Here is an 18,667-nt window from a genome sequence, read left to right as displayed (position 1 = left end):
TCGGGGTGTTGTCGGGGGCCGGGCTGCGGACTCAGAGCCGTTCGACGACCGTCGCGACGCCCATGCCGCCGCCGACGCACAGCGTGGCCAGGCCGTAGCGCTGATCACGGCGCTCCAGCTCGTCGACGAGCGTGCCGAGGATCATCGCCCCGGTCGCGCCGAGCGGATGGCCCAAGGCGATGGCCCCGCCGTTGACGTTGACCTTGTCGAGGCTGAGGCCCATGTCGCGGACGAAGCGCAGGACGACCGCGGCGAAGGCCTCGTTGATCTCGACGAGGTCGATGTCGTCGATCGTCAGGCCGGCCTTGGCCAGGGCCTTGCGGGAGGCCGGCGCGGGGCCGGTCAGCATGATGGTCGGCTCCGAGCCGGAGACGGCGGCGGAGACAATGCGGGCGCGAGGGGTGAGCCCGTAGCGCTCGCCGACCTCGCGGCTCCCGATCGCCACGAGGGCCGCTCCGTCGACGATGCCGGAGGAGTTCCCCGCGTGGTGGACGTGGTCGATCGTCTCGACCCAGTGGTACTTCTGCAGGGCTACGGCGTCGAAGCCGCCCGCCTCGCCGATCGCCGCGAACGAGGGCTTGAGGCCGGCGAGGGATTCGACGGTGGTGCCGGGCCGCAGGTGCTCGTCATGGTCCAGGACCACCAGTCCGTTGCGGTCGCGGACGGGCACCACGGACCGCTCGAAGCGGCCGTCCTTCCAGGCCTCGGCGGCGCGCTCCTGCGACTGGGCGGCGTAGTTGTCCACGTCGTGGCGAGTGAAGCCTTCGATCGTGGCGATGAGATCGGCGCCGATGCCCTGCGGAGCGAAACCGGTGTCGAAGCTGGTCATCGGGTCCATGGCCCAGGCGCCGCCGTCGGACCCCATGGGAACCCGCGACATCGACTCGACGCCACCCGCGAGGACCAGGTCCTCCCAGCCGGAACGGACCTTGGCCGCCGCGAGGTTGACGGCCTCGAGGCCGGAGGCGCAGAAGCGGTTCTCCTGTACGCCGGCGACCGTGTCGGGCAGCCCGGCCGCCACGGCCGCGATCCGGGCGATGTCCGAGCCCTGGTCGCCGACGGGGCTGACGACGCCGAGCACGACGTCGTCGATCGCGGCGGGGTCGAGTCCGGGGAAGCGGCGCCGGATCTCGTGGATGAGCCCGACGACCAGATCGATCGGCTTGGTGCCGTGCAGTGCGCCATGGGACTTGCCGCGGCCGCGCGGTGTGCGGATCGCGTCGTAGACGTACGCTTCGGTGCTCAAGGTCAGCAGCCTTTCGGGGAGATGAGGGATGTCGTCCGCGGTCAGCCGAGCAGGGAGCGGCCGATGATCTCTTTCATGATCTCGGTGGTGCCGCCGTAGATCGTCTGGATACGGCCGTCGGTGAAGGCCTTGGCGACGCGGTACTCGGTCATATAGCCGTAGCCGCCGTGGAGTTGGAGACAGCGGTCGGCGACGCGCTTCTGGAGCTCGGTCGCCCACCATTTGGCCATCGAGGCGTGCACGGCATCGAGTTCCCCGCGCCCATGGTCCTCGATGCAGCGGTCGAGGAAGGCGCGGGTGACGGCGCACTCGGTGGCCATTTCGGCGATCTCGAACCGGACGTGCTGCAGCCTGGACAGCGACCGCCCGAAGGCCTCACGCTCCTTCACGTACTCCGTGGTGATCTCCAGCAGGTGCTCGGCCGCGGCGATGCCCGCCACCGCGATGGCCAACCGCTCCTGGGCGAGCTGGGTCATGAGATGCAGGAACGCGCCGTTCAGCTCGCCGAGCAGGTTCGCCTTCGGCACCTGGACGTCGTGGAAGAACAACTCGGCGGTGTCCTGCGCCTTCTGGCCGATCTTGTCGAGGTTGCGGCCGCGCTCGAAACCGTCCATGCCGCGCTCCACGACCAGCAGACTGAGTCCGTGCGCACCACCCTCCTCGGTCGTCTTCGCGACGACGATCACCAGGTCGGCGAGGATGCCGTTGGAGATGAAGGTCTTGGAGCCGTTCAGCATCCAGTGATCGCCCCGGTCGACGGCGGTCGTACGGATTCCCTGGAGGTCGGAGCCCGCGCCGGGCTCGGTCATCGCGATGGCGGTGACGATCTCGCCGGTGCAGAATCCGGGCAGCCAGCGGCGCTTCTGCTCGTCGGTGCCGAGCGAGGTCAGATACGGGCCGATGATGTCGTTGTGGAGGCCGATGGCGAGTCCTGGGGCAGCTGCCCGGGTGAACTCCTCGTGGAGCACGGCGGCGTAGCGGAAGTCGTCGTTCCCACCGCCCCCGTACTCCTCGGGGACGGCGAGGCCCAGCAGCCCCTGGCGTCCGGCGGCGAGCCACGCGTCCCGGCTGACGATCCCGTCCTTCTCCCACTCCTCGTAGTGCGGCAGCACCTCCTTGGCGAGGAAGGTGCGGACGGTTCCACGGAAGGCGTCGTGCTCGGCGGTGAAGATCCGGCGCTTCATCGGTCCTCCTGACCGGCCATCGGGTCGTCCTTACGGTCCCCCCTCGGGGCCGTCTCCCCGGACGCCTCGGCAAGGCGGGGGACGTCCCAGTCCGCGGCGACCTCGGCGGCGCCGGCCCCGGGTCGCGCCGGCGACCTGGTCACAGCCGCGGGCGTGCGAGAGAAGCGCGGTGCCGGCGCGGGCTGGGTGATGCCCGCATGGTCGACGAAGGTGTGGCGGGCGGCGAGGTGCGGGTGGGCGGGGGCTTCGCGCAGCGACAGGACGGGCGCCACGCAGGCGTCGGAGTCCTGGAAGACCGCGGTCCACTCGTCCCGCGTACGGGTCCTGAAGCGGTCCGCGACGGCGGTGCGCAGCTCGCCCCAGCGGTCCACGTCCTTGCGCGCGGGGGCCTCGTCGGCGATCCCGAGGAGGCGGACGAATTCCTCGTAGAACTGCTGCTCCAGGGGTCCGACCGCCATATGGCCGCCGTCCGCCGTCTCGTACGTGCCGTAGAACGGGCAGCCGCCGTCCAGCAGGTTGGCACCGCGCCGGTCCTGCCATCCTCCGGCGGCCATCATGCCGTGGATCATGGCGGTGAGGTGCGCGGCGCCGTCCACGATCGCCGCGTCGACGACCTGGCCCTCACCTGTCGTACGGGCGTGGTGGAGCGCGGCGAGGACCCCGATGACGAGATAGAGGGAGCCACCCGCGTAGTCGCCCAGGAGGTTCGCGGGGACCGAGGGTGGGCCCTGGGCGGGTCCGATCATGCCGAGGGCGCCGGTGATGGCGATGTACGCGATGTCGTGCCCGGCGCGGTCGGCGAGCGGTCCTTGCTGTCCCCAGCCGGTCATCCGCCCGTAGACGAGCCGGGGATTGCGGGCGAGGCAGGCGTCAGGACCCACGCCGAGCCGCTCGGCGACACCCGGACGATATCCCTCGATGAGCACATCGGCGCGTGCGACGAGGTCGAGGACGGCCTCCGGTCCGTCCGGAGCCTTGAGGTCGAGGAGCACCGAGCGCTTGTTGCGGTTGGTGACGTCGTAGGCCGGGTCGATGTTCAGCCCGGAGCCGCCGGGGCGGTCGACCCGGACGACGTCGGCGCCGAGATCGGCGAGGAGCATGGCGGCGAACGGGCCGGGCCCGATTCCGGCCAGTTCCACGACCCGTAGCCCGGCCAGCGGGCCGTTCCCTGCGGCTGCCATCAAGCCCCCAGCTCTTTGACACCGTTGATGTAACATCAGTGATGTTAAGAACGTGTTCCACTTTGCACAACCCCCCGGAGCGTACGAAAGGCGTTGCGGCCGCCATGGGGGCGGCCGCAACGAAGGAGGTTGGGAGCGGCGCCTCGCCCACGCCGGAGGCGGGCGGGGTGGTGTCAGTCCGCGTCGAGTTCGTCGATCAGCCGCTTGGGGGCGATCACCCGGTAGCTCTCCTCCACCCAGTCGCACAGGATCTCGACCTCGGGCGCTCCAGGCTCGGCGAGCGGCACGCTCACCCAGCCGGACTTGCCCAGGCCGTAACCCGCCGGCTCCGCACCCGGAACGGACATCGCGTGCTCGTGGACCTCCTGGTCCTTGAGCTTGACGGTGATGCCTGGCGGATAGCTGCCGTCGTCGACCCCCAGGAAGACGAAGACCTTCTTGTTGACCTTGATGACGCTCTCGCCCCAGGGGAACTCCTCGACCGCGCCGGGCAGCCCGAGAGCGAACCGCCGTACCTTCTCCCGTACCTTCAGAGGTCCTCGTAGAGGGTCCTTCGCCGCGACCATCGCTTCCTCTCCTGTCTCGCCCGCTCCACGGTAGCCCCGACCACCGACAGGGACCCGGGCACGAGGTGGTCGTCATGGGCCGTACACGACGAATCGCCCTGACGGCGATTCGCGGTCATCACAGAAGCCCTCCTTCTTCCAGGAGTCGGCAGACCGCTTTGGTCGCGGCGTCACCCAGCGGCACCTGTGGAGCAGCGGTCGCGGGGCAGTCGATGACGCCCAGCAGGTGGAGCGCGGCCTTGAAGGCACCGAGCGCCGAGGAACTGCGGCCCATGGCGGTCTCGTCACCCACGTCGGTGATGGCGAACAGCGCGGCGAGCCGGTCCTGTTCGGCGGCCGCTTCGGTCCAGCGGCCCGCGCGCGCATGCCCGTACAGCCGAACGTATCCGGCGGGGTCCACGTTTCCCAGACCCGGTACGACCCCGTGGGCGCCTGCGAGCAGCGCTCCGTCGACGGCCAGCTCGGAGCCGGTGAGCACGGTGAAGGTGCTGTCCAGGCCGCGGCGGCGCAGCTCGACGAGCAGCCGTCGCAGCGCGCCGTCGTCGCCGCTGCTGTCCTTCAGGCCCGCGAGGGTGCCGTCCGCCGCGAGGGCGAGAACGATGGCGGCCGGCAGCTTGGTGTGCACCGCCACGGGGATGTCGTAGGCGAAGAGCGGCAGGTCGGCGCCATCGCGGATCCGGCGGAAGTGGTCGGCGATCTCCACGGGGTGGGTGCGGGTGTAGAAGGGGGCGGTGGCGACGAGCGCGTCCGCACCGAGCTCGACCGCGGCCCGGGCATGGTCGAGGACGCGGGCGGTCGTCATGTCGATGGCCCCGGTGAGCACCGGCAGCCGGCCGGCCGCCGTCTCGACGACCGTACCCAGTGCGGTACGGCGTTGGGCGTCGCTCAGATAGGCCGCCTCGCCACTGGAACCGAGCACGAACAGGCCGGCCACGCCGGCTTCGATGAGGCGCTCCGCGAGGGCGCGCAGGGAGCGTTCATCGATGTCGCCGCGGGGGGTGAGCGGCGTGCAGAGCGGCGGCACGACGCCGGTGAGGGGGGTGGGAAGGGGCATTGCGGCTCCAGCGTTCCTGCGGCCATTGGGGTAGAACTGCTAATAACTCGGACATCGGACGTCCTATGTCCTGGATGTGACAGTGCCTCAGGTCCCATGCATCGTCAAGGTTCGCCCGAGGCGCGCCTCCGCGAGGCCATGGGCCACGGCCGGCCGAGGGCCGCGGGCCGACTCGGCCTCAGGGGTGCAGGGTCGCCGCGCCGGTGACGCGGATGCCGGTCTGCTGACCGGGACGTACGGCGACGGGTCCGGCGACGCGGATGAACACGGGTTCGTCGAGCCCGCCGACCTCGACGGTGACCATGGCGTCGTGCCCGTAGTAGCACACCTCGGTCACGGTGCCGCGAGCTCCCGAAGGTGTGGCTTCGCCGAGCTGCAACTGCTCGGGCCGCAGCAGCACCGTGCCGTCGCGCGGACCTGCGGGGGCGCCGCTCTCGGCGGGAGCGGCGAGCGGAACCGGGCCTAGGGCGGTGGTCGCCGTCCCGTTCTCGGCCGTACCCGGAAGCAGGACCGCGTCACCGACGAAGCCGGCCACCCAGGGGTCGGTGGGGTGCCGGTAGACCTCCTGCGGTGTGCCGCACTGGGCGATCCTCCCGTTGCGTACGACCGCGACGAGGTCGGCCGTGGAGAGGGCTTCCTGCTGGTCGTGGGTGACCAGGACGGCGGTGGCGCCGGTGGTGCGCAGCGCCGCGCGGACGTCGGTACGGACTCCGGAACGCAGGGCGCTGTCCAGGGCGTTGAACGGCTCGTCGAGCAGCACCAGCGCGGGTTCCGGCGCCAGCGCCCGGGCGAGGGCGATGCGCTGCTGCTGTCCGCCGGACAGTTCGTGGGGCATCCGGTCGCCGTATCCGGCGAGGCCGACCAGGTCCAGCATCTCCTCCGTACGTCTGCGGCGTCCGCTGCTGTCGGTGCCTCGCAGGCCGAACGCGACATTGCCGGCCACGCTCAAGTGCGGGAAGAGCGCGCCCTCCTGGGGGACGATGCCGATCCGGCGGCGTTCCGGCGGCAGGTGCACTCCGGGGGCGCTGAGGGTGCGGCCGCCGATCGTGACGGTGCCCGCGTCGGCGCGCAGGAAGCCGGCGATGATCCGGAGCAGCGTGGTCTTGCCGCAGCCGGAGGGGCCGAGTACGGCGGCCAGAGCGCCGCCGGGCACGGTCAGGTCGAGCCCGTCGAGGACGGTGGAGTCCGGGCCGTACGACTTGGACAGCGCGGCGATCCGCAGGTCGGTCATGTGCGATGCCTCCCCAGGAGATAGGAGGGAACGGCGGCGAGCAGGATCAGCGCGGCGGCGTAGGGGGCCGCGGCGGCGAACGATCCGGCGCCGGTCTCGGTCCACAGCCGAGTGGCGAGCGTGTCCATGCCGGTGGGGCGCAGCAACAGCGTCGCGGGCAGTTCCTTCATGCAGACCACAAAGGTCAGGGCGGCCCCGGCCAGCACACCGGGAGCGGCGAGCGGCACGGTGACCTCACGCAGCACCCGCAGTGGCGAGCGGCCGAGGGAGCGGGCGACGTCTTCCAGTACGGGCGGGGCCTGGAGGACGGCGGCGCGCGTGGCGGCCACCGCGACCGGCAGGAAGAGCACCGCGTAGGCGCAGACCAGCAGGGGGAGTTGCTGGTACAGCGGGTAGGCGTAGCGGACCGAGAAGAAGACCAGGGAGAGGGCGACGGTGATGCCGGGAAGCGCGTGCCCCGCGAAAGCGGCCTGTTCCAGGAGGCGGGCGGCGTGCCCCCGGTAGCGCGCGGCGATCACGCCGACGGGGAGGGCGAGCGCGGTGGTGAGGACGGCGCCGGCGGCGGCGACGCCGAAGGTCGTGCCCGCGGTGTCGAGGAGTGTGCCGGGGTCCCAGGTCGCGGAATTGCCGACGGCCAGCCAGTACCCGAGGGTGCCCAGGGGAAAGGCGACGGCGGCGGCGGTGATCGCACCGCACCAGCTCAGCGCGGGCGTGCGCAGCCTCCCCAGGTGAGCGCGGGCGGAGGGGCGGGCGGTGCCGGTGCCGGTCCTGGCGTGCCCGGCCCGGCCGCGGGTACGGACTTCGGCGGTGACCAGGGCCACGGTCATCACCACCAGGACCACGCTGAGCGCGGCGGCTGGGGTGCGGTCGAAGCTGGCCCGGTAGGAGGTGTGGATGGCCCGGGTGAAGGTGTCGTAGCGCATCAAGGACACGGCACCGAAGTCGGAGAGCACATACAGCGCCACCAGCAGCCCTCCGCCGGCGGCCGCCGGGCGCAGCTGAGGAAGGGTGACGCGCGCGAACGTCCGCACCGGCCCGAAACCGAGCGAGCGGGACACCTCCTCCTGCGCGGGGTCCATGCCACGGAGTACCGCGGTGACCGGCAGATAGACGTACGGGAAGCTCACCAGGGTCAGCGCCAGCGAGGCCCCGGTGAATCCCGCGAGTTCGGGCGCGGCGGACAGCCAGGCGAACGCCGCGACATAGCTGGGCACGGCCAGCGGCAGGGTCACCAGCACCGACCAGGCGCGGGCGCCGGGCAGGTCGGTGCGCACCGTCAGCCAAGCGAGGGAGACGCCCAGCACCAGGCAGGCCGTCACGACGACGACGGTGAGCCCCAGGCTGCGGGCGAGCAGGACGACAGTGCGCTCGTCGGCGACGACGTCCCAGGCATAGCCGGGGCCGCGTTCCAGGGAGCGCACGGCGAGGTAGCCGAGCGGCAGGAGCGCGAAGATCGCGGCCACGCCCGCGGGAAGGAGCAGCACCCAGGGGGGCCGGTGCCCGGCGCGCAGCCGCCCGGCCGGCGCAAAGGCTCCCCCAGCTACCGCTGGGTGGTGCCCCCGGGCCGGGCGGGTGGTGGGAGGCGTCCGGGCCGCGGTTTCCGGCGAACGCATACCGGCTCAGACCATCCCGACGTCCCGCAGCATGGCCAGGGTCTCCTGAAGGGAGTCCAGCTTGCCGAGGTCGATGTCGGGGGCTTCAAGGGAGTCCAGCGCCGGCAGGCCCTCCGCGGGGCTGACGCCGGCGGCCAGCGGGTACTCCTTGGTCTTGTCGGCGAAGTAGCTCTGCGCCTGCTGGGAGAGCAGGAAATCGACGGCCTTGCGCGCCGTCCCGCTCTGGCCGCTGCCCTTGAGCACACCCGCTCCGGCGACGTTGATCAGCGCGCCGGGGTCGCCGCCCGGCAGGAAGTGGAGCTTGGCGGTGACCTTGTCGGCGCCCTTCTCCGCGACCTTCTCGTACCAGTAGTAGTGATTGATCAGGCCTAGCGAGACCTCACCGGAGTCGACCGCCTCCAGCACGGCGAGGTTGTTGTTGTAGGTCTTCGCGCCGTTGGCCTTGAGGTCCTTGAGCCAGGTGCGGGTCGCGTCGTCACCCTCCAAGACCCGCATGCCCGTGACGAAGGCCTGGAAGGAAGCGTTGGTGGGCGCGTATCCGATCTTGTTCTTCCACTCGGACTTGGTCAGGTCATGGACGCTGTCCGGGGCCTTGGAGGTCTTCTCGGGGTGGTAGGCGATGACCCGGGAGCGGCCGGAGAGCCCGATCCAGTCGCCGTTGCTCGCCCGGTACGCCGGAGCGACCTTGTCGAGGGTCGCCTGAGGCAGCTTCTCCAGACGCCGTTCCTTGGACAGGGCGCCGAGGGCTCCGGCGTCCTGGGAGAAGAACAGCGCGGCCTTGGTCCTGTCACCCTCCTCCAGGATCTGCGCCGCGAGTTCGGCGCTGTCGCCGTACCGAACCTCGACGTCGGTGCCGACGGCTTTCTCCAGCTGCTTCAACAGCGGCTTGACCAGGGGTTCGTGACGGCCGGAGTAGATGACGAGGGCGGACTCGCCGTCCTTGCCGCTGGTGTCGTCGGCGCCGCAGGCCGCGGTGGCGGGGAGGAGCACGGCTGCCGCGGCGAGCGCGGTGAGACGGCGGGCCGAGGGGCGTCGCATGGTGATGCCTTCCTGCATGGCTCGCCTCTGCCGCGCGCTCCCCCTGGGTCTCCAAGGGGTGCCTCCAGCGTCGTCAGGAAACGAGCGGCGAAGCGGTGCCGCGGAGGAACCTCTGAACGCCCTCATGAATAAGGTAAAGCTAACCTAATGGTCAAGGGTGTGCGCATAACGGCTCGGGAGCGGTTCTCTCGGCGATGGGAGCCGATCTCGCTCCGGAGTCATGGCAGTTCGATCATCACTGCTGGTCAGCGGCGAGGGCCGACACCCGATCGTGACTTCCGATTAAGGCTAGCCTTACCTACGATGCGCTCGTGACGCTCGATTCCGACGTGCTCCCCATCGCCGCAGCGGTGCCGTTCGCCCGCAGTCTGGCTACCCACGGCGACCGGGTGGCGGTCATCGCCCCGGACGGCGAGATCAGCTACCGTGCGCTCGCCGAGCGGGTGGCGGCCACTGCCCGGCGCCTCGGCCCGGAGCGGCGGCTGGTGCTGCTCGCCGGTGCCCATACGGTCGACGCCCTCGTCGGCTATCTGGCGGCACTGGCCGCGGGCCACCCCGTCTTGCTGGTCCCGGGCGACAACGCGGACAGCGTGCGGTCGCTGACCGCCGCCTACGACCCCGACGTCGTGCTCCGCCAAGTCGCCGACGAGTGGGTGCTCGACGAGCGGCGCAAGCATTCCGCGCACCCGCTCCACCCGGACCTCGCGCTGCTGCTGAGCACCTCCGGCTCGACGGGATCGCCCAAGCTCGTCCGCCTGTCGCAGCAGAACGTACAGGCGAACGCCGAGTCCATCGCCACGTACCTGGGCATCCGCGACAGCGACCGCGCCCCCACGACCCTGCCCATGCACTACTGCTACGGCCTCTCCGTCATCAACAGCCATCTGCTCCGCGGCGCGGGACTGATCCTCACCGACCTCTCGGTGGCCGACACCTGCTTCTGGGACCTGTTCCGTCACAGCCGCGGCTCGACACTGGCCGGAGTTCCGTACACCTTCGACCTGCTCGACCGGGTCGGGTTCGCCGCCATGCAGCTGCCGCATCTGCGGTACGTCACCCAGGCGGGAGGCCGGCTGGCGCCCGACCGCGTAGCCCACTACGCCGCTCTGGGCCGACGAGCGGGCTGGGACCTGTTCGTGATGTACGGCCAGACCGAAGCGACGGCACGTATGGCCTACCTGCCGCCGGAACTGGCGGCTACTCACCCGCAGGCCATCGGCGTCCCGGTGCCCGGCGGGTCCTTCAGGCTCCACCCGCTGCCCGACCGGACCGCCCCGGACACGGGCGAGCTGGTGTACACCGGGCCGAACGTCATGCTCGGCTATGCCGACAGCCCGGCGGACCTCGCCCTGGGCCGGACCGTCGACGAGCTCTACACCGGGGACATCGCCCGGCGCACGCCCGACGGGCTGTACGAACTGGTGGGGCGACGCAGCCGATTCGCGAAGATCCTCGGTCTGCGGATCGACCCGCAGCAAATCGAGGCATTGCTCGACCGGCACGGCATCGCCTCATGCTGCGTCGGGGACGACGAGGAACTGGTCGTGGCGGTCACCGAAGGGGCGGAGGCGAAGGACATCCGGCGACTCGTGGCGGGCGAGTGCGGTCTGCCGCTACGGGCGGTCCGCGTCTGCGTCCTCGCCGAACTGCCCCGGCTCGCCACCGGCAAGCCGGACTACCACGCCGTACGGGAACGGACCCGAAGACCCGGCCGCGGCACGCCCGGGTGGACGGATGGGGAGACGGCAGCCACGCCCGCCGCGCCGCCGGGGTCTGTGCCGCCCGGGCCGCCCGCCGGTCCTGCGGATCTGCGCCGGCTCTACGCCGAGATCCTCGACCGAACCGACGTCACCGAGGACAGCAGCTTCGTCAGCCTGGGGGGCGACTCCCTGTCCTACGTCGAGATGTCGCTGCGGCTCGAGGAGGCCCTCGGCCGGTTGCCCGCCCAGTGGCACACCCTGCCGATCCGCGACCTGAAGCCGCTCGAGCGCCGAGCCGCCACCCGCCGTCGCTCCCTGGAAACCGGCGTCGCCCTGCGCGCCGTCGCGATCGTCCTCATCGTCGGCACCCACATACCCGTCTTCTTCCTCCAAGGCGGAGCACATGTGCTGCTCGGGGTCGCGGGATTCAACTTCGCCCGCTTCCACCTCACCTCCGCCGAGCGCCGGGAACGCATCCGGCACGCCTGGAACGCCATCGCGCGCATCGCCGTGCCGAGCATGGCCTGGATCACCGTGGCGGTGCTCTTCGCCGACGGGTACGACCTCGAGAACGCCGTCCTGCTCAACACCGTCCTCGGGCCGCACGAGGGCAGGCAGGAGTATCACTACTGGTTCGTCGAGGCGCTCATCTACTTCCTGGTCGCCGTGGTCACCTGCTTGACCGTCCCGGCACTGGACCGGATGGAACGACGATTCCCCTTCGGCTTTCCCATGTCCCTGATGGCACTTGGGCTGGTCACGCGCTACGACCTCCCAGGTCTCGAGGCGCGCGTCCAGCACCTCTCGGCGGCCGTCGTCTTCTGGCTGTTCGCACTGGGCTGGGCTGCGGCGAAAGCGAACACGGTGTGGCAGCGGCTGGTGCTGACCGCGGCGGTCCTGGTGACTGTGCCGGGCCTCTTCCCCCAGACAGAGCGCGGGGTTGTCGTCATGGTGGGACTGGCCCTACTGATCTGGCTGCCCGGCATACCGAGTCTGGGACCGCTCAATCGCGTGGCAGGCGTGCTGGCGGGCAGCTCGCTGTACATCTACCTGACCCACTGGCAGGTCTTCCCGTATCTGAAGGACCACTCGCCGTTGCTCGCGCTCGTCGTCTCGCTGCTCTTCGGCGCCGCGTACGCCGCCGTGGCGAGGCTCCTGATGCGAAGGCTGCCCTCCCTCCTTCGCCGCCGGGAGCGAAGGCCGACGGGCCCTGTTGCCGTCAGCTGACATCTCCTGTTGCTGTCCCGTTGACCCCGTTCGTCACCGTCCGGGTGACTCCACCTCCGCCAACTCCCCGTCCAGCCGCACCCACCGTGTGATCCCGATCCCGCGCAGGAACGGGATGTCGTGACCGGCCACGATCAGCGCGCCTTCGTACGAGGTCAGAGCCGAGGTCAGTTGCCTGACCGAGGCCATGTCGAGGTTGTTCGTCGGCTCGTCGAGCATCATCAACTGCGGGGCGGGCTCGGCGAGCATCAAGGCCGCCAGCGCCGCGCGGAAGCGCTCGCCGCCGGACAGTGTGCCCGCCGCCCGGTCCGCTCGGGCGCCGCGGAAGAGGAAGCGGGCCAGCCGCGCCCTGATCCGGTTGTTCGTCGCCGCCGGAGCGTACCGCGCCACGTTCTCGGCGACACTCAACGCGTCGTCGAGAACGTCCAACCGCTGCGGAAGAAAGCGCACCGGTACGTCTGCCACAGCCTCCCCACCAGCTGGTTCCAGCTCTCCTGCGATGGTCCGCAGCAGTGTGGACTTCCCGGCGCCGTTCCGCCCGAGCAGGGCGATCCGCTCCGGTCCGCGCACCTCGAAGGCGGGCACCCGGGCCCCGTAACGCAGCTCGAGATCCCGCAGGGTGAGGACGACCCGCCCCGTCGGGACCGCGGTGTGCGGCAGGTCGACACGGATCTCGTCGTCGTCCCGTACCGCCTCCACGGCCTCGTCGAGCCGCTCCTTCGCCTCCTCCAGCTTCTCGGCGTGCATGGTGCGGTACTTGCCCGCCGACACCTGGGCCTGGCGCTTGCGCTCCTTCATCACGGCCCTGGGCTCGCGCTTGGTGTCGTACATCTTCTGCCCGTAGCGTCGCCGCCGAGCCAGTCTGACCTGCGCCTCGGCCAGTTCCCGCTGCTGCCGCTTCACGTCGGCCTCGGCGACGCGGACCATCCGCTCCGCGGCCTCCTGCTCGACGGCGAGTGCCTCCTCGTACGCCGAGAAGCCTCCGCCGTACCAGCGGATCTCACCATCCCGCAGGTCGGCGACCTGGTCGACCAGCTCCAGCAGTTCGCGGTCGTGGCTGACCACCACCATCACGCCGGACCAGGACGCGACCGCCTCGTACAGCCGCCGCCGGGCATCCAGGTCCAGGTTGTTGGTCGGCTCGTCGAGCAGCAGGACATCCGGCCGCCGCAGCAGCAGGGCCGCCAGCCGCAGCAGCACCGACTCGCCGCCGGAGATCTCGCCGATCGTGCGGTCGAGGCCGATGTGCCGCAGCCCCAGTTGGTCGAGCACCGCACGAGCTCGCTCCTCGACGTCCCAGTCGTCCCCGACGGCCGTGAAGTGCTCCTCGCTCGCGTCGCCGCTTTCGATGGCGTGCAGCGCGGCGCGGGCCTCGGCGATGCCGAGCGCCGCGTCGACCCGCAGGGCCGTGTCGAGAACGAGGTCCTGCGGTAGGTACCCGATCTCCCCGGCGACCCGGACACTGCCCGCGACCGGGGTGAGTTCGCCCGCGAGGAGTCGCAGCAGAGTCGATTTCCCCGAGCCGTTGAGGCCGATCAACCCGGTTCGCCCCGGTCCGACGGCGAGGTCGAAGCCATCCAGAACGGCGGTCCCGTCGGGCCAGGCGAAGGAGTGTGCGGAGCACGTGACGGACGATGTGGCGGAATGAGCCATGCGCGGCCTCCCGGTTGCTCGAAGGGATGTGGCAACACACTTCGGACACCGGGATTGCGGCGACGGCCGGAAGGGCGCAGAGACGCCCCGGTCTGGGGAGAGACGGCTCAGTGCCGAGGTCGCACACAGCTCACGCAGCATCGCTGCGGAGCACGGTGTCCCAGGACCTCAGACGAGCAACGTCCTTCTCCGTTCGACGACAACAGGGCCAGGGAAACAACCGTAGGCGGCCCGTCCAGCGACGGCAACGCGATTTCCAGGCCTCAGGTCTCCGGCCTCAGACCTCAGGCCTCAGGCCTCAGGTCTCAGGTCTCAGGCCTCGCGCAGCAGATCGGCCAGGTCACGGTCCAGGTCCAGGTGGAGGTGCTCGCTCCCGGGCGGGACCACCCCGTACGACCGCTGCAGAAAGCCGTACAGGTCGGCGGTCGTCATCCGCACCATGGCCGTGCCGAGCGAGGTGTGGAACTCGAGTACGGTCATGGCGCCGCCGGACGGCCGCACCCGCACGTCGCCTTCCCCGGCCGGCTGGTGAAGCCCGGAGGCCAGCAGGTCCCGCCCGAAGACCCACGCCACGTCCGTGCCGCCCAGCGAGGCACGGGGAGGGAAGCAGACGCGGACGGCGAGCGGGTCCGTGCGCCGGTAGCGGAGGACCGCGGGAATCTCCTGGACCCGGCCGCCCGACCTGAGGAGGCCGGCCCGGACGGTCTGGTCGATGACAGGGGACACCACTGACTCCTAGCTCGCTTAGCTCGCTCCGCATGGCTCTACCTGGAAAGACGAGGAAACGACCGGATCCGTGCATGCGAAGGCAACGTGACTTCGGTCACTATGGCGCGGACCTGATAGGACAGCCGTATGGCAGGGACAGTCGGGTACTGGCCGAGGACCGAGGCCCAGGCGATCGCGGAGCAGGAGCGGCTGCGCGTCCGCGTCGATCTGGCGAGTGGGGGCCCGATCGAGGTCCGTCGCATCGCCGGCGTGGATGTGGGGTACGACGAGTCCACGGACCGGCTGGCGGCCGCGGCCGTCGTCCTCGATCCGCGGACGCTCGCCGTCGTCGAGCAGGCGACCGCCGTGGGCACCGCGGCCTTCCCCTACGTGCCCGGGCTGCTGGCCTTCCGCGAACTGCCACCCGTCCTCGACGCCCTGGACCGCCTCGGCGCACCCGTCGACCTGGTGGTGTGCGACGGCTACGGCATCGCACACCCGCGCCGTCTCGGGCTCGCCAGCCACCTCGGGGTGCTCACCGGCCTGCCGTCCTTCGGCGTCGCGAAGACCCCGTTCTCCTTCAGCTACGAGCAGCCGGACGCGGCGCGCGGCGCCTGGGCCCCGCTGGTCGACGACGGCGAGGTGGTCGGCAGGGCGCTGCGCACCCGCGAGGGTGTGAAGCCGGTCTTCGTCTCCGTCGGTCATGCGATCAGCCTCGAGAACGCCTGTGCTCACACGCTCCGGCTGACTCCGCGCCACCGGCTGCCGGAGACCACGCGGCTCGCCGACCGGCTGTGCCGCCGTGCCCTGGCCGAAGCCCTCGCGGGCTGAGCATCTAGGCTCAGGATCATGTTCGTGCTTGAGCTGACCTACACCGCGCCCCTCGACGAGATCGACGCCCTCCGGGAAGCCCATATGGAATGGGTGGACGAGCAGTTCGAGGCCGGGGTGTTCGTCGTCTCCGGACGCAAGAAGCCGCTCGACGGCGGAGTGATCCTCGCGGTGGGTGACGATCGCGACCGTATCGAGGCGGTCGTGGCCAGCGACCCGTTCGTGCAGGAGGAGGTCTGCGCCTACCGGGTCACGGAGTTCACCGTGAGCCGGACCGCGCGGGGGCTGGAGGAGTACCGCCAGTCGTCGGGGCGCGTCTGAGACGACCGACACCAGCCTGCCGCGCCTGCGCGGCGTCGCTTGCACGTGACGTGAGGACGGCATCCCGGACTTCTCGACAGGTCGGCCGACGGCGGCCTGGACGGGCCGTCAGGGCTCGGCTACGTTCCGGCGCCATGAGACTCACGAGGTCACTGAGGCGCACGGTACTCATCGGACTCTCCGCGGCGACACTCGCCGCGGGTTCCACCGCCCCGGCGCAGGCAGACGGCATCGGCTGGCAACTCACCCCGACCGGAAGCGACGCACGGTTCCGCGGCCTCGCCGCCGTCAGCCACACGACGGCCTGGGCAGCGGGCTCGAAGGGCACGGTGCTCCGCACGGTGGACGGTGGCCGCAGCTGGCGCAACGTCTCCCCACCCGGCGCCGCCGAGCTGCAGTTCCGCGACATCGAGGCGTTCGACACGCGCCGAGCGGTGGTGCTGGCGATCGGCGAGGGCGAAGCGTCCCGGGTCTTCCGCACCGAGGACGGCGGCGCGACGTGGACGGAGAGCTTCCGGAACACCGACCCCCGGGCCTTCTACGACTGCATCACCTTCTTCGACCGGCGGCACGGGCTGGCGATGAGCGACCCCGTCGACGGGAAGTACCGCATCCTGTCGACCTCCGACGGCGGCCAGATATGGAAGGTGCTGCCCACGGAAGGCATGCCGTCCGCACAAACGGGTGAGGCGGGCTTCGCGGCGAGCGGCCAATGCCTCGTCAGCTCGGGTCCCCGCCACGTGTGGCTGGCCACCGGAGGCGGCGCGACCGCCCGGGTCCTTCACTCGTCCGACCGGGGCCTTACGTGGACGGCGGCGGAAGCGACGATCCCGGCGGGCGACCCCGCACGCGGCGTCTTCGCGCTGGCCTTCCGGGACTCCCGGCACGGCATTGCGGTCGGCGGGGACTACCGGCCGGACCAGGAGTCGCCGAGGGCCGCCGCGACGAGCCGCGACGGCGGCCGTACGTGGACGCAGTCGCGGCGCCCTCCGACGGCGTACCGGTCGGGCGTCACCTGGCTTCCCCACCACCGCTCCGCAGCCATCGCGGTGGGCCCGACGGGCAGTGACGTCTCCACCGATGCGGGCCGTACCTGGCGCACGTTCGACAAGGGCTCCTTCGACACGGTGGACTGCACCTCCGACCGGTCCTGCTGGGCCTCGGGTGAGAAGGGCCGCATCGCCCGCCTGAGCCGGCACTGATGTGGCGGCCCGACCTGGGGGTACCTCCCATGCCGAAGGCTATGGGGGAGGGCCGCCGTCGCGTAAATGCTTCGACGGCGGGGCCGCGGATCGGCAGGCTCTGGTCATGGAGACCCGATTCTGGCCCCTGTACGGGCTCCGGATCACCACGCCGCGTCTCGAGCTGCGGGTGCCGGACCTGGAGTTGCTCGACGAGCTGGCGGCGGTCGCCGCGGACGGCGTCCACGACCCGGCGGTGATGCCGTTCACCGTGCCCTGGACCGACGCCGACCCCCAGGCGCGGGGGCGCGGGACGTTCCAACACCTCCTGGGCACTGTCGCGGACTGGCGCCCGGAGAAGTGGACGCTCAGCCTGGTGGTGCTGTGCGCGGGGGAGGTGGTCGGGCGGCAGGATCTGACGGCGACCGACTTCGCGGTCACCCGGGAGGCGGAGACCGGCTCCTGGCTGGGGATGGCCCACCAGGGGCAGGGCATCGGTACGGAGATGCGGGCGGCGGTGCTGCAGCTGGCGTTCGAAGGGTTGGGCGCGCGTTCTGTGACGTCCTCCGCGATGGTGGACAACGCGGGCTCCCTGGGAGTGTCGCGACGGCTCGGCTACCGCCCCGACGGTCTCCAGGCGGCATCGGTCCGCGGGGAGCGCCGTACCCTCCAACGTCTCCGCCTGGACCGTGAGGCATGGGTGGCACATCGCGGCGTCCGGGCTGAAGTGCACGGTCTGGAGCCGTGCCGGAAGTTGTTCGGATTGTGATATCGCCGACGGTTGATCTGCCGTCCCCGACACCACGACGGCTCCCGGGGTGTTCCGCCCCTCCGGGGCGAGCGGTACGCCGCGCCGGCCAGTGGTCAGGGAATCCATAGCGCTGCACCTGATTGACGAGGCATCAGGTTCCATGCACGCCGGCAACGCGTCCCGGCGGAGTCGATACGCGGCGGGCCGGGACGGTGGTGACGACTGCCCGGCGGCACGTACGGGCGGCGCCCCCACCGGGGTGGGCACTAGAGCATTTGCCCCGGTGCGCGTCAGGATGGGGGGCTGTACCACGCGTAAGTACGTCGAGAGGGAACCACCGTGCCCAGCAAGAAGGCGCTGATCCGCCGCCCTGTCCCGCGCCTGGCGGAGGGTCTCGTCACCCATGTCGAGCGGTCGCCGGTGGACTACGAGCTGGCGATCAGCCAGTGGGAGGCGTACGTCGAGGCGATGCAGGCGCACGGCTGGGAGCCCTTCGAGGTGGAGCCCGCACGGGACTGCCCGGACAGCGTCTTCATCGAGGACACGGTGGTCCTCTACCGCAACGTGGCGCTGATCGCCCGACCCGCACCGGACTCCCGTAAGCCGGAGACGGCGGCGGTGGAGGAGGCCGTGGCGCAGTTCGGCTGCTCGATCAACTGGGTGTGGGAGCCGGGCACACTCGACGGCGGTGATGTCCTCAAGGTCGGGGACACCATGTACGTGGGTCGGAGCGGGCGGACGAACGGCGCCGGTCTCCAGCAGCTACGGGCCGCTTTCGAACCGCTGGGGGCACGGGTCGTCGCCGTTCCCGTGACCAAGGCGCTGCATCTGAAGTCCGCGGTGACCGCGCTCCCGGACGGCACGGTCATCGGCCACCCATCGCTCGTCGACGACACCTCGATCTTCCCGCACTTCCTGCCGGTGCCGGAGGAGTCGGGCGCGCATGTGGTGCTACTGGGGGGCTCGAAGCTGCTGATCGCGGCGAGTGCGCCGAAGACGGCCGAGATGCTGGCTGGGCTGGGCTATGACCCGGTTCTGGTGGACATCGGGGAGTTCGAGAAGTTGGAGGGCTGCGTCACATGCCTCTCGGTGCGACTTCGCGACCTCTACGCATAGCGGGATGAAACCGGAGGCTCCGCGCACCGCCCTTGGCCATAGCCTCACCGGGGACTTAACCTACGG

Annotated in this window: 16 protein-coding genes; 6 read left to right on the top strand and 10 right to left on the bottom strand. The window is 70.9% G+C overall.

Annotation, left to right across the window (positions count from 1 at the left end; translation table 11 throughout):
* Positions 1-31: 31 nt before the first annotated feature.
* The 8 genes from ACTWQI_RS15055 to ACTWQI_RS15020 all read right to left on the bottom strand — a co-directional run bounded on the left by ACTWQI_RS15055 (position 32) and on the right by ACTWQI_RS15020 (position 9,113).
* Positions 32-1,246: an acetyl-CoA C-acetyltransferase gene (locus tag ACTWQI_RS15055; RefSeq protein WP_443270678.1), complete on the bottom strand. Its 1,215-nt coding sequence runs from the start codon at positions 1,244-1,246 to the stop codon at positions 32-34.
* Positions 1,247-1,287: 41 nt separating this feature from the next.
* On the bottom strand, positions 1,288-2,430 hold the full coding sequence (locus tag ACTWQI_RS15050; protein WP_443270676.1) for an acyl-CoA dehydrogenase family protein: 1,143 nt from the start codon (positions 2,428-2,430) through the stop codon (positions 1,288-1,290).
* Complete coding sequence (locus ACTWQI_RS15045; protein WP_443270675.1) at positions 2,427-3,611, bottom strand: CaiB/BaiF CoA transferase family protein; 1,185 nt, start codon at positions 3,609-3,611, stop codon at positions 2,427-2,429. Before ACTWQI_RS15045 ends, ACTWQI_RS15050 begins: the two co-directional genes overlap by 4 nt.
* A gap of 173 nt (positions 3,612-3,784) precedes the next feature.
* Positions 3,785-4,177 carry an MmcQ/YjbR family DNA-binding protein gene (locus ACTWQI_RS15040; protein ID WP_443270674.1) on the bottom strand — a complete coding sequence of 131 codons (393 nt, stop codon included), beginning with the start codon at positions 4,175-4,177 and terminating at the stop codon, positions 3,785-3,787.
* A 118-nt stretch (positions 4,178-4,295) separates the two neighbouring features.
* Entirely contained in the window at positions 4,296-5,231 is a 936-nt protein-coding gene (locus tag ACTWQI_RS15035) for a dihydrodipicolinate synthase family protein (protein ID WP_443270672.1), read from the bottom strand.
* Positions 5,232-5,409: 178 nt separating this feature from the next.
* Positions 5,410-6,462, bottom strand: a complete 1,053-nt coding sequence (locus tag ACTWQI_RS15030) for an ABC transporter ATP-binding protein (RefSeq protein ID WP_443270670.1) — start codon at positions 6,460-6,462, stop codon at positions 5,410-5,412.
* Positions 6,459-8,075 carry an ABC transporter permease gene (locus ACTWQI_RS15025; RefSeq protein WP_443270669.1) on the bottom strand — a complete coding sequence of 539 codons (1,617 nt, stop codon included), beginning with the start codon at positions 8,073-8,075 and terminating at the stop codon, positions 6,459-6,461. The genes ACTWQI_RS15030 and ACTWQI_RS15025 overlap by 4 nt, the downstream gene beginning before the upstream one ends.
* Before the next feature lie 6 nt (positions 8,076-8,081).
* Positions 8,082-9,113 carry an iron ABC transporter substrate-binding protein gene (locus ACTWQI_RS15020; RefSeq protein ID WP_443270667.1) on the bottom strand — a complete coding sequence of 344 codons (1,032 nt, stop codon included), beginning with the start codon at positions 9,111-9,113 and terminating at the stop codon, positions 8,082-8,084.
* Between the two features lie 311 nt (positions 9,114-9,424).
* Between ACTWQI_RS15020 and ACTWQI_RS15015 the strand changes: the two genes are divergently transcribed.
* A complete protein-coding gene (locus ACTWQI_RS15015; RefSeq protein WP_443270664.1) occupies positions 9,425-12,040 on the top strand; it encodes an AMP-binding protein in 2,616 nt (871 codons plus the stop codon).
* A 33-nt stretch (positions 12,041-12,073) separates the two neighbouring features.
* Here the strand turns inward: ACTWQI_RS15015 and ACTWQI_RS15010 are convergent, their stop codons facing one another.
* Together ACTWQI_RS15010 and ACTWQI_RS15005 are read right to left on the bottom strand one after the other, a co-directional pair.
* Positions 12,074-13,693: an ABC-F family ATP-binding cassette domain-containing protein gene (locus ACTWQI_RS15010; protein ID WP_443270662.1), complete on the bottom strand. Its 1,620-nt coding sequence runs from the start codon at positions 13,691-13,693 to the stop codon at positions 12,074-12,076.
* 312 nt (positions 13,694-14,005) lie between these two features.
* Positions 14,006-14,419 carry an SsgA family sporulation/cell division regulator gene (locus tag ACTWQI_RS15005; protein WP_443270661.1) on the bottom strand — a complete coding sequence of 138 codons (414 nt, stop codon included), beginning with the start codon at positions 14,417-14,419 and terminating at the stop codon, positions 14,006-14,008.
* Between the two features lie 129 nt (positions 14,420-14,548).
* Between ACTWQI_RS15005 and ACTWQI_RS15000 the strand changes: the two genes are divergently transcribed.
* The 5 genes from ACTWQI_RS15000 (at position 14,549) to ddaH (ending at position 18,601) form a co-directional block, all read left to right on the top strand.
* The gene (locus ACTWQI_RS15000; RefSeq protein WP_443270659.1) at positions 14,549-15,232 is read left to right on the top strand and encodes an endonuclease V; all 684 of its coding nucleotides are present in this window, start codon (positions 14,549-14,551) and stop codon (positions 15,230-15,232) included.
* A gap of 18 nt (positions 15,233-15,250) precedes the next feature.
* Positions 15,251-15,553: a YciI family protein gene (locus ACTWQI_RS14995; RefSeq protein ID WP_443270658.1), complete on the top strand. Its 303-nt coding sequence runs from the start codon at positions 15,251-15,253 to the stop codon at positions 15,551-15,553.
* 134 nt (positions 15,554-15,687) lie between these two features.
* Complete coding sequence (locus ACTWQI_RS14990; protein ID WP_443270656.1) at positions 15,688-16,755, top strand: WD40/YVTN/BNR-like repeat-containing protein; 1,068 nt, start codon at positions 15,688-15,690, stop codon at positions 16,753-16,755.
* 106 nt (positions 16,756-16,861) lie between these two features.
* Positions 16,862-17,503 (top strand): GNAT family N-acetyltransferase, encoded by a 642-nt coding sequence (locus ACTWQI_RS14985; protein ID WP_443270654.1) that lies wholly within the window; start codon positions 16,862-16,864, stop codon positions 17,501-17,503.
* A gap of 321 nt (positions 17,504-17,824) precedes the next feature.
* On the top strand, positions 17,825-18,601 hold the full coding sequence (gene ddaH, locus ACTWQI_RS14980) for a dimethylargininase (protein WP_443270652.1): 777 nt from the start codon (positions 17,825-17,827) through the stop codon (positions 18,599-18,601).
* Positions 18,602-18,667 lie beyond the last annotated feature (66 nt).

Origin of the sequence: Streptomyces sp. KR80 (genome assembly GCF_052245555.1) — a bacterium.
GTDB lineage: Bacteria > Actinomycetota > Actinomycetes > Streptomycetales > Streptomycetaceae > Streptomyces.
The sequence above is the reverse complement of the archived record's forward strand: the minus strand, read 5'-3'. Positions and strand labels throughout refer to the sequence as shown.